At 65.9% G+C, this 14,197-nt stretch carries 16 protein-coding genes; 11 read left to right on the forward strand and 5 right to left on the reverse strand.

Features of this window, described 5'->3' with window-relative positions; genetic code table 11:
• The first annotated feature begins 116 nt into the window (after window positions 1-116).
• Window positions 117-1,259 carry a GTP cyclohydrolase II gene (gene ribA / locus AiwAL_RS12905; protein WP_262312818.1) on the forward strand — a complete coding sequence of 381 codons (1,143 nt, stop codon included), beginning with the start codon at window positions 117-119 and terminating at the stop codon, window positions 1,257-1,259.
• Between the two features lie 10 nt (window positions 1,260-1,269).
• On the forward strand, window positions 1,270-1,758 hold the full coding sequence (locus AiwAL_RS12910; protein ID WP_235703351.1) for a L,D-transpeptidase: 489 nt from the start codon (window positions 1,270-1,272) through the stop codon (window positions 1,756-1,758).
• 27 nt (window positions 1,759-1,785) lie between these two features.
• Here the strand turns inward: AiwAL_RS12910 and AiwAL_RS12915 are convergent, their stop codons facing one another.
• On the reverse strand, window positions 1,786-2,100 hold the full coding sequence (locus tag AiwAL_RS12915) for a hypothetical protein (RefSeq protein ID WP_235703352.1): 315 nt from the start codon (window positions 2,098-2,100) through the stop codon (window positions 1,786-1,788).
• Between the two features lie 217 nt (window positions 2,101-2,317).
• Between AiwAL_RS12915 and AiwAL_RS12920 the strand changes: the two genes are divergently transcribed.
• The 9 genes from AiwAL_RS12920 (at window position 2,318) to AiwAL_RS12960 (ending at window position 10,984) form a co-directional block, all read left to right on the forward strand.
• Complete coding sequence (locus AiwAL_RS12920) at window positions 2,318-2,638, forward strand: septum formation initiator family protein (protein WP_235703353.1); 321 nt, start codon at window positions 2,318-2,320, stop codon at window positions 2,636-2,638.
• A gap of 288 nt (window positions 2,639-2,926) precedes the next feature.
• A complete protein-coding gene (gene pdhA / locus AiwAL_RS12925; RefSeq protein ID WP_235703417.1) occupies window positions 2,927-3,886 on the forward strand; it encodes a pyruvate dehydrogenase (acetyl-transferring) E1 component subunit alpha in 960 nt (319 codons plus the stop codon).
• Between the two features lie 3 nt (window positions 3,887-3,889).
• Window positions 3,890-5,257 carry a pyruvate dehydrogenase complex E1 component subunit beta gene (locus AiwAL_RS12930; protein WP_235703354.1) on the forward strand — a complete coding sequence of 456 codons (1,368 nt, stop codon included), beginning with the start codon at window positions 3,890-3,892 and terminating at the stop codon, window positions 5,255-5,257.
• A 12-nt stretch (window positions 5,258-5,269) separates the two neighbouring features.
• Window positions 5,270-6,571, forward strand: a complete 1,302-nt coding sequence (locus AiwAL_RS12935; RefSeq protein ID WP_235703355.1) for a pyruvate dehydrogenase complex dihydrolipoamide acetyltransferase — start codon at window positions 5,270-5,272, stop codon at window positions 6,569-6,571.
• Window positions 6,571-7,065 carry a GNAT family N-acetyltransferase gene (locus AiwAL_RS12940; RefSeq protein ID WP_235703356.1) on the forward strand — a complete coding sequence of 165 codons (495 nt, stop codon included), beginning with the start codon at window positions 6,571-6,573 and terminating at the stop codon, window positions 7,063-7,065. The genes AiwAL_RS12935 and AiwAL_RS12940 overlap by 1 nt, the downstream gene beginning before the upstream one ends.
• A gap of 3 nt (window positions 7,066-7,068) precedes the next feature.
• The gene (gene lpdA / locus AiwAL_RS12945; RefSeq protein ID WP_235703357.1) at window positions 7,069-8,466 is read left to right on the forward strand and encodes a dihydrolipoyl dehydrogenase; all 1,398 of its coding nucleotides are present in this window, start codon (window positions 7,069-7,071) and stop codon (window positions 8,464-8,466) included.
• Between the two features lie 6 nt (window positions 8,467-8,472).
• Complete coding sequence (gene lipA / locus AiwAL_RS12950) at window positions 8,473-9,444, forward strand: lipoyl synthase (RefSeq protein ID WP_235703358.1); 972 nt, start codon at window positions 8,473-8,475, stop codon at window positions 9,442-9,444.
• Between the two features lie 2 nt (window positions 9,445-9,446).
• The gene (locus AiwAL_RS12955; RefSeq protein ID WP_235703359.1) at window positions 9,447-9,911 is read left to right on the forward strand and encodes a type II toxin-antitoxin system RatA family toxin; all 465 of its coding nucleotides are present in this window, start codon (window positions 9,447-9,449) and stop codon (window positions 9,909-9,911) included.
• A 2-nt stretch (window positions 9,912-9,913) separates the two neighbouring features.
• Entirely contained in the window at window positions 9,914-10,984 is a 1,071-nt protein-coding gene (locus AiwAL_RS12960; protein WP_235703360.1) for a low specificity L-threonine aldolase, read from the forward strand.
• A gap of 114 nt (window positions 10,985-11,098) precedes the next feature.
• Here AiwAL_RS12960 and AiwAL_RS12965 read toward each other — a convergent pair whose 3' ends face one another.
• Genes AiwAL_RS12965 through AiwAL_RS12980 form a run of 4 tightly spaced genes read right to left on the reverse strand, consistent with a single transcriptional unit; the run spans window position 11,099 to window position 14,151 of the window.
• Entirely contained in the window at window positions 11,099-11,500 is a 402-nt protein-coding gene (locus AiwAL_RS12965) for a helix-turn-helix domain-containing protein (RefSeq protein ID WP_235703361.1), read from the reverse strand.
• Window positions 11,497-12,036: a Smr/MutS family protein gene (locus AiwAL_RS12970; protein ID WP_235703362.1), complete on the reverse strand. Its 540-nt coding sequence runs from the start codon at window positions 12,034-12,036 to the stop codon at window positions 11,497-11,499. The genes AiwAL_RS12965 and AiwAL_RS12970 overlap by 4 nt, the downstream gene beginning before the upstream one ends.
• The gene (locus AiwAL_RS12975; RefSeq protein ID WP_235703363.1) at window positions 12,020-12,730 is read right to left on the reverse strand and encodes a lactate utilization protein; all 711 of its coding nucleotides are present in this window, start codon (window positions 12,728-12,730) and stop codon (window positions 12,020-12,022) included. Before AiwAL_RS12975 ends, AiwAL_RS12970 begins: the two co-directional genes overlap by 17 nt.
• Window positions 12,727-14,151: a lactate utilization protein B gene (locus AiwAL_RS12980; protein WP_235703364.1), complete on the reverse strand. Its 1,425-nt coding sequence runs from the start codon at window positions 14,149-14,151 to the stop codon at window positions 12,727-12,729. The genes AiwAL_RS12975 and AiwAL_RS12980 overlap by 4 nt, the downstream gene beginning before the upstream one ends.
• Window positions 14,152-14,197 lie beyond the last annotated feature (46 nt).

Below are 14,197 nucleotides of genomic sequence, written 5' to 3' on the forward strand. Positions count from 1 at the left end.
TCACATGAGCGTTATGCGTCGTTGCGCTGCGGGCGAACCGGACTCCGCTCTGGCCGAACCAGTCGGCCCGATCCATATTAGCGTTCTGGATATAAGATTGAGATGACTGGATTGCCATGATTTCCGCAACGCCCGCCGTGTCCGGCCGCGGTCCCGACGCATCGGCGCCGATCGGCGCGCCGCGGACGCGCGCGGTGCATCGCGCGGTGGCCGACGCGCGGCGCGGGGTTCCCGTGGTGCTGGCCGGACAGCACCCGCTGATCGTCGCACCCGCCGAAACTGTGGGGGCCGAAGGGCTGCATCTGATCGACCGTCTCGCGGCCGGGCCCGCGTCGCTGCTGCTGGCGCCCGCGCGCGCCGCCGCCGTGCTGCGCCGACCCTTGGCGGAAACCGCTCCGGCGGTCGCCCTCGCGCTCGCCCGCCCGCTGATCGACGCCGCGACCCTGCGGCGCGTCGCCGACCCGACACTCGAGCAGATCATGCCCAGTTTTGCCCTGACATCGGTTCCCGACCAGGCCGAGGCGGCGCTCGCGCTGGGCAAGCTGGCGCGGCTGCTGCCGGCAATGGTCGTGGCCCCGGTGCGGCCGGGCTGGGCGTCGCTGCCGCTGGGTGCCGGGTTGCTCGCCGTGCCGGCGGCCGATCTGCTCGCCTACCCCACCAATCTAGCGGCAACGCTCAACCGGGTGGCCGAGGTGGAAATTCCGCTGGAGGATGCGCCGGATGCGCGGCTGATCGCCTTCCGCGCGCTCGACCAGGGAATCGAGCACATGGCCATATTGGTGGGCGCTCCCGCCGCCAAGGCGGCGCCGCTGGTGCGCATCCATTCGGAATGCTTCACTGGCGATCTGCTTGGCTCGCTGCGCTGCGATTGCGGACCGCAATTGAAGGGCGCGATCCGCCGCATGGCCGAGGAAGGAGCCGGCGTCGTGCTCTATCTGGCGCAGGAGGGGCGTGGCATCGGCCTGATCAACAAGCTGCGCGCCTATACGTTGCAGGATCGCGGGCTCGACACGGTGGACGCCAATCGCGCGCTCGGCTGGCAGGCCGACGAACGCAATTTCCACATTGCGGCGGCGATGCTCGATGCGATCGGCCTCAAGCGCATTCGCCTGCTGACCAACAACCCCGAGAAAATGGCGGGGCTCGCCGCCTGCGGGGTCGATGTCGCCGAGCGGGTGCCGCATGTCTTCGCGCCGAACGGCGTGAACGACGCTTATCTGGACACCAAGGCGCGCCGCTTCGGGCATCTGCTTGACTGACCGGCGCGCCATGACCGCTCGCGTCGCGGGCGACGGGTTTCTGCGCCTGGGCGGCCGGCAATGGCGCGTTTCGATCGGCGAGCGGGGCATCGTGGCTCGCAAGGAGGAAGGCGATTGCGGCACGCCGTGCGGGGTTTTGCCGCTGCGCCGGGTTTTGTTCCGCGCCGACCGGCTTGCCGCGCCGCGCTGCGCGGTTCCGATCGAGCCGATCGCGCGTGACGATGGCTGGTGCGACGATCCCGCCCACCCCGACTATAATCGGATGATCCGCCTGCCGCATCCGGCGCACCACGAGGAATTATGGCGCGCGGACGGGCTGTATGACGTGATCGGCGTGCTCGGCTGGAACGATGCGCCGCCGATTCGGGGCGCCGGCTCAGCGATTTTCCTGCATGTCGCGCGCGCGGATTACGCGCCGACCGCGGGCTGCGTCGCGCTCGCTCTGCCGGATCTGCTGGAAGCGCTTGCCGCCGGCCTTACCGCGATCGAGACCGGGTGAGGCCGAGGACGAGATCGAGGGCCGACGTTACCGGCCATCGAGCGGGATGTTGATCCCGAACGCCAGGCTGGGCGGCCCGTAATAGGCCGGCGGCGGTGCGTAGTACACTGGCGGCGGGGGCGGCGCGTAATAGACCGGGGGCGGTGCGTAATAGCCGCCGCGCCAGCCCCAGCCGTTGTCATCGTCCCGGTGCCAGCGATGGTGCCAGCCGCCGCGGCCGTGCCAGCCGTCATGAGCCCAAGGCGGGTCCGCGAAGGCGGCGCTGCTGGTCGCCGCAAGACCGATCGCCGCGAGCGCCGCCGCCAGAACGAATTTCGGTGCCCGATTGCGTTTGCGATTCATGGTCGATAACTCCTACTAAAGCTTTCGTGATATGGACACGGCATCGTGGCGCGGGAGGGGCGGCAATTCGGGCAAAATATGGCTTACCAAGTTTTCATTCATGCGCTGACCGATTGGATGGGTTTGTGATCGGGGCTTGCGGAACCCCAGCGCTGGTGGGCATTCTGCCGTCATCAATGATCGTGATCGGTTCCGGTGCCATGAAGCGGCCTGTCCCATGAAGCGGCGCATCCGGGCGGCCGTCCTGCCGCTCCTGCTGCTCGCCGTGACCTTGTATTTCGTGTTCAACGCGATCAACGGCTCGCGCGGCATCGAAGCGCAGCGCCGTAACCGGGACGTACTCGTCCAGGACCAGGCCACGCTGATATCGGTCGCGGCCAGGCGCGACCGCTGGGAGGCGCGGGTCGATGCGCTGCGTCATCACGCCATCGCGGGGGATATGCTGGATCAGCAGGCGCGCTCGGTGCTCGATCTCGCCGATCCCGGCGATCTCGCCGTGCCGCTCAAGTCGCCGCCCGCCGGCAAGGCCGCGCAATAAGCGTCATCCCGCGCACGGCTTGATTGCGTTTTCGGCATTCGCAGCAGGCGGTTTCGGCAATCCCGAATTCATGAACAGGGTGTTAACCATAAATCGGTTAACATCGATATTGCGTTGCACAATCAATGTTTTTTCCATGACACGCTTGCCATTCAAGCCGGTTCCGGCGATCTAGCCCTGAAGCCGACAGCGATGGAGGGGGATATGGCGGCACGCCAGACGAAATCGACGACCAAGGCGAAGGCTTCTGCCGCGCCGCGCAAGCGGGCGAGCAAGCAGGCCCCTTCGATGGACCGCGACGAATTGCTCGCCGCCTACGAGAAAATGCTGCTGATCCGCCGTTTCGAGGAAAAGGCCGGCCAGCTTTACGGCATGGGGCTGATCGGCGGGTTCTGCCATCTCTATATCGGCCAGGAAGCGGTGGTGACCGGGATGCAGCACGCCCTTGAGCCGGGCGATCAGGTCATCACCTCCTATCGCGACCATGGCCACATGATCGCCTGCGAGATGGACCCGAAGGGCGTGATGGCGGAACTGACCGGGCGTTCTGGCGGTTATTCGCACGGCAAGGGCGGCTCGATGCATATGTTCAGCAAGGAAAAAGGCTTCTATGGCGGCCACGGCATCGTCGGCGCGCAGGTGAGCCTCGGCACCGGGCTCGCCTTCGCCAATCGCTATCGCGGCAACGACCGGGCCTGCCTGACTTATTTCGGCGAGGGCGCGTCGAACCAGGGCCAGGTGTTCGAGAGCTTCAACCTTGCCGCGCTGATGAAACTGCCGGTGATCTACATCATCGAGAACAACCGCTACGGCATGGGCACCAGCGTCGAGCGCGCCTCCGCCTCGCACGATCTCAGCAGAAACGGCGCGCCTTGGGGGATTCCGGGGATGCAGGTGGACGGAATGGACGTGATGGCGGTGAAAGCGGCGGGGGTGGAGGCGGTGGCGCATTGCCGCGCCGGCAAGGGGCCGTTCCTGCTGGAAATGAAGACCTATCGCTATCGCGGCCACTCGATGTCCGATCCGGCGAAATACCGTACCCGCGAGGAGGTGCAGAAAATGCGCGCCGAGCACGACTGCATCGACCTCGCCCGCAAGGAACTCGAAGCCCAGGGCGTGCCGGAGGACCGGCTGAAGGCGATCGACGACGACGTCAAACGGCGCATTCAGGAGGCGGCGGATTTCGCACAGGAAAGCCCCGAGCCGGACGAGGCCGAACTTTGGACCGATATTCTGGTGGAGGGCTGATTCATGGCAACCGAAGTTCTGATGCCGGCCCTGTCCCCCACCATGACCGAGGGCACGCTCGCCAAATGGCTGAAAAAAGTCGGCGATTCGGTGAAATCGGGCGACGTTCTCGCCGAAATCGAGACCGACAAGGCGACCATGGAGGTCGAGGCGGTCGATGAGGGCGAGATTCTGAAAATCCTGGTCGAGGAAGGCACCGAAGGGGTCGCGGTGAATACGCCGATCGCGGTGCTCGGCGAGCATGGCGAAGAGTCGCCGGGCGCCAATCGCCAGGCGTCGGACAAAGCCGCCGGCGGTCAGGCCGCGGAGGAACCGGCAGCCGCCAAAGCCCCGCCGAAGCCCGAGCCGGAGCCCAGATCCGCACCCGCGCCGGAGCCGGAGCAGGATTGGGGCAAGACCGAGGAGATCACCGTCCGCGAGGCGTTGCGCGACGCGATGCTCGCCGAGATGCGCCACGACGACAAGGTGTTCCTGATGGGCGAGGAGGTCGCGCAATACCAGGGCGCCTACAAGATCAGCCAGGGTCTGCTTGAAGAATTCGGCGACCGGCGGGTGATCGACATGCCGATCACCGAGCACGGCTTCACCGGCATGGCGGTGGGGGCGGCGATGTCCGGCCTGAAGCCGATCGTCGAGTTCATGACCTTCAATTTCGCGATGCAGGCAATCGACCAGATCGTTAATTCCGCGGCGAAAACCCTCTATATGTCCGGGGGCCAGATGGGCTGCCCGATCGTGTTTCGTGGCCCGAACGGGGCGGCGGCGCGGGTCGCCGCGCAGCACAGCCAATGCTATGCCTCGTGGTATGCGCATTGCCCCGGCCTGAAGGTCATCGCCCCCTGGTCCGCCGCCGATGCGAAGGGCTTGCTGCGCGCCGCGATCCGCGATCCCAACCCGGTGATCTTCCTCGAAAACGAAATTCTATACGGCCACAAGCATCCGTGCCCGGTCGATGAGGATTTCATCCTGCCGATCGGCAAGGCCAGGATCGAGCGCCCAGGCGAGGATGTCACCATCGTCGCCTTCTCGATCATGGTCGATGTCGCGCTGAACGCCGCCGAGGCGCTGGACCGGCAAGGCATTTCCGCCGAGGTGATCAATCTGCGCACGATTCGTCCCCTCGATATCGACACCATCGTCGCCAGCGTGAAAAAGACCAACCGGATCGTCAGCGTCGAGGAAGGCTGGCCGTTCGCCGGCATCGGCGCGGAAATCGCCATGCAGATCACCGAGCACGCCTTCGACTGGCTGGACGCGCCGCCGACCCGCGTGGCTGGGCTCGACGTGCCGATGCCCTATGCGGCCAATCTGGAAAAACTCGCCCTCCCTCAGCCGAACTGGGTGGTGGACGCGGTAAAAAAACTGTTCTGAGGGAGCAAAAGCATGGCGACCAACATCCTGATGCCGGCGCTGAGCCCGACCATGACCGAGGGCACCCTCGCGAAATGGCTCAAGAAGGAAGGCGATGCGATCAAATCCGGCGACGTGATCGCCGAGATTGAGACCGACAAGGCGACCATGGAGGTCGAGGCGGTCGACGAAGGCATCCTCGGCAAAATTCTGGTGACCGAAGGCACCGAAGGGGTGGCGGTCAACGCGCCGATCGCGATCCTGGTCGAAAAGGGCGAGAAAGTGCCGGACCAGGCGCCGGTCGCCAGTCGTCAGTCTTCGGAAAAGCCGGAGGCGGAAACCGCCAAGGCGACGCCGGTGCCGACACCCCGATCCGAGCCGAAGCCGGAAGCGCCGAAATCCGCGCCAGAGGCGCAAAAAACCGACCATGGCGACCGAGTCGTTGCCTCGCCGCTGGCGCGGCGCATGGCCGAACAGGCCGGACTCGATCTCGCATCCCTGAAGGGCAGCGGCCCGAACGGCCGAATCGTCAAAGCCGATATCGAGGCCGCGCGCGGCCGGAAACCCGAAGCCAAGCCGGAAGAAGCCGCCGTACAGGCGCCGGCTCCGGCAGCGCCGAAACGCGCCGATATCACCGCGCCGCACGAGGCGATTCCGCATTCCACCATGCGCAAGGTCATCGCCAAGCGCATGGTCGAATCGACGCAGGCGATTCCGGTCTTCTATCTCTCGATCGAGATCGAGATCGACTCGCTGCTCAAGCTGCGCGCCGACCTCAACGCGCAATCGCCGAAAGATGGCGATGGCGCCTTCAAGCTTTCGGTCAACGATCTGATCGTCAAGGCCGCCGCCATAACATTGCGCCGGTTCCCCGCGGTCAATGCGAGCTTCACCGAAGACGCGATGATCCGTTATCATGATGTCGACATTTCGGTCGCGGTCGCGATCCCGGACGGCCTGATCACGCCGATCATCCGCAAAGCCGATCAGAAAGGCCTCGCCGCGATCAGCAACGAGATGAAAGACCTCGCCGCGCGCGCCAAATCGGGCAGACTGAAACCCGAGGAGTTCCAGGGGGGCTCGTTCTCGATCTCCAATCTCGGCATGTATGGGATGAGCCACTTCACCGCGATCATCAACCCGCCGCAATCGGCGATCCTCGCGGTCGGCGCAGGCGAAAAGCGTGCCGTGGTGCGTGGCGGCGAACTCGCCGTCGCCACCATGATGACGGTGACGATGTCCTGTGACCACCGGGTGATGGACGGCGCGACCGGCGCGGAATTCCTCGCCAGGTTCAAGGCGATCGTCGAAGCGCCGCTGAGTTTGATGCTGTAATGGAGCAAAAACCCGATGTCGCGCTGCGGGAAGCAACACCGGACGATGTGCCGGCGCTGCTCGGGTTGGTGCGCGATCTCGCGGTCTATGAAAAGGCGCCGAACGCGGTCGAGATGACCGAAGCCCTGTTGTCTGCGGCTTTGTTCGGCGAAACCCCGCTCGCCCGCGCCGTTCTGGCCGAAGCTCAAGGCAAGTCGCTGGGTTTTGCGATCTGGTTCACCAGTTTCTCCACCTGGACCGGGCGGGCCGGGCTGTATCTGGAAGACCTGTTCGTCGCCCCACATGCGCGGGGCAGGGGAGTCGGCCGGGCTTTGCTGCGCCATCTCGCGCGCGAGGCGATCCGTCTCGGCTGTGCCCGGCTCGAATGGTCGGTGCTCGACTGGAATGCGCCGGCAATCACCTTTTACCAAAGCCTTGGCGCCGAACCGCTCGACGAGTGGACCCGCTACCGGCTGCATGGCGAGGCGCTTGGCCGTCTCGCTCAGGAGAACTGACCCATGGCAGAGCAGAATTTCGACGTGGCGGTGGTGGGCGGCGGCCCCGGCGGCTACGTCATCGCGATCCGCGCGGCGCAACTGAAGATGAAGGTTGCGGTGGTCGAGCGCGAGCATCTCGGTGGCATCTGCCTCAACTGGGGCTGCATTCCCACCAAGGCGCTGCTGCGATCGTCCGAAATCAACCATCTGCTGCATCATCTCGACGAGTTCGGGTTCAAGGCGGACAATATCGGCTTCGATCTCGCCAAGGTGGTGAAACGTTCGCGCGCAGTGGCCAAGCAACTATCCTCCGGCGTCGCCCATCTGCTCAAGAAGAACAAGGTCACGGTGTTCGACGGTGCGGCCAGGCTCGCGGGCAAGAACACGCTCGCGGTCGAGAAGGACGGCAAGCCGGTCGCGACGCTGAAGGCGCCCCACATCATCCTGGCGACCGGCGCGCGTGCCCGCGTGCTGCCCGGCGTGGAGCCGGACGGCAAGCTGATCTGGACATACAAGGAAGCGATGGTGCCGGATCTCATGCCGAAATCCCTGGTGGTGATCGGTTCCGGGGCGATCGGCATCGAATTCGCGAGCTTCTATCGCAACATGGGCGCGGAGGTGACGGTCATCGAAGCCCTGCCGCGAATTCTGCCGGTGGAGGACGAGGAAATCTCCGCCTTCATGCACAAGCAGTTCGAAAAGCAGGGCATCAAGCTGCTGACCGGCGTGGTGGTGAAATCCGCCGAAAAGAGCAAGGATTCGGTCACCGTCAGCGTCGAAATCGGCGGCAAGGAACAGAAAATCACCGCCGGGCGGGTGATTTCGGCGGTCGGCATCGTCGGCAATGTCGAAAATCTCGGCCTCGATGGCACGAAAGTGAAGGTCGAACGCACCCATGTCGTGGTCGATGGCTTCGGCCGCACCGGCGAGCCGGGCGTCTATGCGATCGGCGATCTCACCGGGCCGCCCTGGCTCGCGCACAAGGCCAGCCACGAAGGGATCGTCTGCATCGAGAAAATCGCCGGGCTCGATCCGCATCCGTTCGATACCGGCAATATCCCCGGCTGCACCTATTGCCGGCCGCAGGTCGCCTCGGTGGGCATGACCGAGGCGAAAGCCAAGGAGACTGGCCGCAAGATCAGGGTTGGGCGCTTTCCGTTCATCGGCAATGGCAAAGCGATCGCGATGGGCGAACCGGAAGGCATGGTCAAAACCGTGTTCGACGCCGAAACCGGCGAATTGCTCGGCGCCCACATGGCCGGCGCCGAAGTGACCGAGCTGATCCAGGGCTACGCGATCGCGCGCACCCTGGAAACCACCGAGGCGGAGCTGATGCACACGGTGTTCCCGCACCCGACGGTGAGCGAGGCGATGCACGAATCGGTGCTTGACGCCTACGGCCGCGCGATACACTTCTGACCCATCATGCGAGTCGAGATCGACCATCGGGCCAGTGGTCCGTCAACCGGCGAACGGGTCAGGCACCCGGAAAAGCAGCATCGGGCGGATAACCCGATCCAGCGCAAACCCGCCTGGATCAGGGTGAAGGCGCCGACCCATCCAGTCTATCACGAAACCCGCGCGCTGATGCGCGCCGGCAATCTCGCCACCGTGTGCGAGGAAGCCGCTTGCCCGAATATCGGCGAATGCTGGTCGCAGCGCCACGCGACCATGATGATCATGGGCGAGATCTGCACCCGCGCCTGCGCGTTCTGCAATGTCGCGACCGGCATGCCCAACCCGCTCGCCGTCGACGAGCCCGCGCGCGTCGCCGATGCGGTGGCCAAGCTTGGCCTGCGCCATGTGGTGATCACTTCGGTCGATCGCGACGACCTGGATGATGGCGGGGCGGCGCATTTTGCCGGGGTGATCGGCGCGATCCGCGCCGCCTCGCCCGGCACCACCATCGAGATTCTGACGCCGGATTTCCTGCGCAAGCCGGGTGCTGCCGAGACCGTGACCGAAGCGCGTCCCGACGTGTTCAACCACAACCTCGAAACCGTCCCGCGCCTCTACCCCACGATCCGGCCCGGCGCGCGGTATTTCCAGTCGCTGCGCCTGCTCGATCGGGTCAAGCAGATCGACCCGACGATCTTCACCAAATCCGGGATGATGGTCGGGCTTGGCGAAACCCGCGCCGAAATCGGCCAGGTGATGGACGATCTGCGCATCGCCGATGTCGATTTCCTGACCATCGGGCAATATCTGCAACCTTCCGTGAAACACGCGGCGGTCGAGCGTTTCGTCCCGCCCGATGAATTCGCCGAACTGGCCGCGATGGCGCGCGCCAAGGGATTCCTGATGGTGTCGGCGACGCCACTGACCCGCTCGTCCTACCACGCGGATGCCGATTTCGCCGCCTTGCGGACTGCTCGGGCCGCGCGGCTCGCCGCCTGATCGTGCCGAAATATTCCGAACGCAAGCTGGTTCCCTATCGACCCGACCAGATGTTCGCGCTGGTCGCCGACGTGGCGAAATATCCGCAATTCCTGCCCTGGTGCATTGGCGCGCGCATCCGCTCGCAAAAGGAAAACAACCTCGTCGCCGATCTGACCATCGGTTTCGGCCCGTTCCGGGAAAGCTTCACGTCGCGGGTGACCCTGGACGCGCCGGAACGCATCCTTGTCCATTACGAGAACGGTCCGTTCAAGTATCTGCGCAACGAATGGCGTTTTATCCCCGACGAAGGTGGCACGGTGATCGATTTCTACGTCGATTTCGAATTCAGCAGCTTCATCCTGCAAAAGGCGATCGGTGTTGTGTTCACCGAAGCGGTGCATCGCATGGTCAACGCCTTCCTCAAGCGCGCGCGCGACATCTACGGCGCAACATCGGCTTCGGCTCCCGCTCCCGTCAAAGGATAACCATGTACGCTCCGATCCCGCCCGATCCGGCTGCCCCATCGGTGCGGGTCAACCTCTATTCCGACACCCAGACGCGGCCGACGCGGGCGATGCGCGCGGCGATGCTCGATGCCGAGGTGGGCGACGAGCAACTGAGCCTCGATCCCACGGTCAACGCGCTCTGCGCCCGCGTGGCCGTGCTGCTCGGCAAGGAAGCGGCGATGTTCCTGCCGTCCGGGGCGATGTGCAATTCGGTCGCGATTCTCACCCATTGCCGGCCGGGTGACGAGATCATCGCGCACGAAACCGCCCATATCATCGAAGCCGAGGGCGGTGCGCCCTGGGCCCTGGCCGGTGCACGCGTGCTTGGCCTCTCCGGTCCGCGCGGGATGTTCACGGTGGACGATTTGCGCTCGGTGCTGCGTAGCCCGTCCCGCTATTCCGCCCCGCAAACCCTGCTTGCCATCGAGCAAACCTCCAATCTGGGCGGCGGCGCGGTGTGGGCTCTCGATACGCTGCACAGTCTTGCGGCGGTCGCCCGCGACCACGGCATGGCGACCCATATGGACGGCGCGCGGCTGATGAACGCGGTGGTCGCGTCCGGCATTAAGGCAAGCGATTTCACTGCCGGGTTCGACACGGTATGGATCGACTTCACCAAGGGTCTCGGCGCGCCGCTCGGCGCCGTCCTCGCCGGCTCGGCGGACATGATCGGCCGCGCCTGGCGCTGGAAGCAGCGCCTGGGTGGGTCGCTGCGTCAGGCCGGCATCTGCGCCGCCGGCTGCCTCTACGCGCTCGATCATCATGTCGACCGGCTGGCGGAGGATCATGCCAATGCGAAGCGCCTTGCCGAGGGCCTGTCGCGCATCCCCGGTCTCACGGTCGAGACGCCGGAAACCAACCTCGTCTATGCCGATGTCGCCGCGAGTGGCCGCGACCCCGCCGGCTGGGCGGATGCGCTGCGTGCCCAGGGAATCATGGTCTCGGTGATGGGCCGCACCCGGCTGCGCCTCTGCACCCATCTCGACATCACGCGCGCCGATATCGACGAGACGATCATGGCTTTCGCCGCGATTAGAGCAATATGGCTTTAATTGGAATCGCGCAGCGATCCACAAAGCCATGAAATTGCTCGCCCAAACAAAGAGTAGAGCGTGATGACTGAAAGTCATCACGCTCTACTTGATTTGCCGCTCCGCGGCGGGGCATCAACCCGCCGCGCCCGCCTTGCGGCGCAGGCGCGGCTTCGGCGGCGGCTCGGTCGCATCCAGCAGGGCATGGATCGCGGCCACCGCCTCGGGCGGCAGATGGCGCAATTGCCGTGCGAAACGATTGGCCAAGGCGGTCTGCTCCGGGGTCAGGCCCGCCGCGTTCAGGCCGATGCGCGGCTTTGAAATGCGCGCGAGATCGGCAAGATCGTGCGCTTCGTCCCAGATCAGGCCGAACGTGCCACAGATCTGCTGCACCAGCCCGGCCGAGGGCGCGCCGCGCCGACCATGTTCCAGCGCCGAGAGATAGGCGGGCGACACCTCGATCGCCGCCGCCATCGCCCGCAGCGTGATTCCGCGTTCCGCGCGCAGCGCCCGCAGCCGCGCCCCGAACGGCGTCATGGCCGCTGCCGCCGCAGTAGCACCAGCAGCGCGCCTTCGTTGGCGACGTGCGGGTGGCAGATCGCGAGGATCATCGCCCGCAGTCCCGGCGCATTCAGCCAAAGCGGCACCTCGCGCCGCAGTACGCCGCCTTCGCCGCCGCTCCGGCGGCCATGGCCGGTGACGATCTCGACACAGCGCAGTCCTTGCCCCGCAGCCCCAGCGATCAGCGCGGTGACCGCCAGATGGGCGTTCGCCGCCGTCATGCCGTGCAGGTCGAGCGTGCGGTCCGGCGCGATCCTGCCGGTGCGGAACCGCGTCCAGGTCGCGCGGTCGAGCCCGGACGGTGCCGTACCGATGGCGATCGGCGCCGCACGCGGCGTCTTGGGAATGGGGCGCGCGGTGCGCTGCGAAGGCGCGGCCGGTTTCGGTTCGGATGGCGCCGCCGCCTCGATCTCCGGCGGAACGGGCATTCCCTGCAATGGCTGCACGCCGCGCAGATAGCGCGCCCAAAGCTCCTGCTCGGCTTCCGGGATCGGTTTACGCGATCGCGCCATCCAAGCCGCTCCCGTGGGGCCCGACCAGCACGATGTGCAGCCGGCGCGGGCCATGGGCGCCCAGTTCCAGCGTGCGCTCGATATCCGCCGAACGCGACGGGCCGGTGACCAACATCACGTTGCGCGGCATGTCCCCAGCCACGCGTAGCCGGTCGAACGCGTCCTCGTAGGGGCCGACGATTTGCGCCGCATCGAGCACGACGATCTCGGTGTCCGGCAGCAAGTTGAGCGTGGTCGGCGTCCGCGCGCCAGACGGCAGCATCAGCGTGCCGGTTTCGGCGATGCCGGCGAAACCCTCCTGCACCGACACCATGTCGGCGGGCGCGGCACGGCCGAACCTTGCGGTCAGCAGTGCGGTTCCGGCCCAATCGACCGCTTGCAATGCCGGATCGGGCGCGATGATCAGCTCCATCGGCAGGTTCTGGGTCCGCAGATAGGAAGCGATCGCTTCGGGCAATTCGCTCCGGTCCGCGATCCGGTCGATCGTCGCGTATTCCCGCGTCGCATTGGCGACGAACAGCTCGATCAGGCCGTCATGATCCAGATCGACCCGCGCGGGGATGGCCTGGCGCGGATGGGCGGCGAGCCGCGCCCTGAGCATCATCGCCTGATCCTCGGGCAGGGCGCCGCGCTTAAGGCCGCACCGGATCGTGGCGAGGATCGCGTCCCGCCTTTCCCTGTTGCTGGCACTCATCGTCCGCGCTGCTCCCGCCCGTAGCGGGCGAAGAAGGTTTCGCCCTCCGGCGCCGGCATGTCCCGCTCGCGGGTCCAGGCGCCGGCGAGCGGAAGTCTGGCGAAATGCCCGCGCCGCCGGCGCCCGGCGAGGCCGAGACCCCAGGCGGCGGCGCGCGTCGCCGCGCGATACAGGGCCGGCCGGCGGACGAAAAATCCCCAGACCCCGAGCCCGGTGCGCGCGGTCGCCGGGGCGAGATGCCGCTCGAACTCGCGTTCCCGCCAGTGGCGCATCATGCCGGTAAGCGGGATTTTCATCGGGCAGACGCTCTCGCATTTGCCGCAGAAGGTCGAGGCGTTGGGCAGCAGATGAGCCTGCTCGGCGCCGAACAGCGCCGGGGTGAGCACACTGCCCATCGGCCCGGAATACATCGAGCCATAGGCATGGCCGCCGACCGTGAGATAGACTGGGCAATGATTCATGCAGGCCGAGCAGCGAATGCAGCGCAGCATGTCCTGGAATTCGGTGCCCACCATGTTCGCGCGGCCGTTGTCGAGCAGGATGACGTGATATTCGCCCGGTCCGTCCAGGTCATCGGCCCGCTTCGGCCCGGTCGAAAACGTGGTGTAGACCGAAAATTCCTGGCCGGTGGCCGAGCGCGCGAGCACCCGCAGCAAGGACAGCGTATCCTCGACGGTGGGGACCAGTTTTTCCAGGCTCGCTAGCACGATATGCACGCGCGGCAGGGTTTGCGTGAGGTCGCCATTGCCCTCGTTGGTCACGATCACCGAGGTTCCGGTTTCGGCGATCAGGAAATTCGCCCCGGTGATGCCGACATCGGCGGCGGTGAATTTTTCCCGCAGCACGGCGCGCGCCTCGGCCTGAATGTCGCGCTTCTCGTGGAACACCCGGTCGGCGGGCAGATGGGTATGGGCGACGCGGAAGCTTTCCTCCCAATCCTCGCGGTTGAGGTGAAACGCCGGCCCGATGATATGGCTCGGAGCCTCGTGGCGAAGCTGCAGGATATATTCGCCGAGATCGGTCTCGACCGGCTCGATTCCCTGTTTCTCCAGGAATTCGTTCAGGCCGATCTCCTCGGAGATCATCGACTTGCCCTTGGTGACGGTTTTCGCCCCCGCCTTGCGGCAGATATCGAGCACTGCCGTGCGCGCGTCCTCCGGGGTGCGGCACCAATGTACCGCGCCGCCCTGCGCCTCGACCCGTGCGGCATAATGTTCGAGATAGAAATCGAGATGGGCGAGAGTGTGGTTCTTGATGCCCTTCGCGGTCTCGCGCAGCGCCTCGAACTCGGGCAGGCGCGCGACGGCGGCGGCGCGCACGGCGGCAAAGGGTTTCTTTGCCCGGTCGAGCGCCTTTTGCAGCCCCGCATCGTCCATCGCGCGCCGGGCGTTTTCCTTGAATGCGGGACTGGTGTTGAGCATTGGCGCCTCCGGATGATATCTCCCGACTGTAATGCGGGCCGGTGGC

The sequence above is a fragment of the Acidiphilium sp. AL genome (assembly GCF_025499445.1).
GTDB lineage: Bacteria > Pseudomonadota > Alphaproteobacteria > Acetobacterales > Acetobacteraceae > Acidiphilium > Acidiphilium iwatense.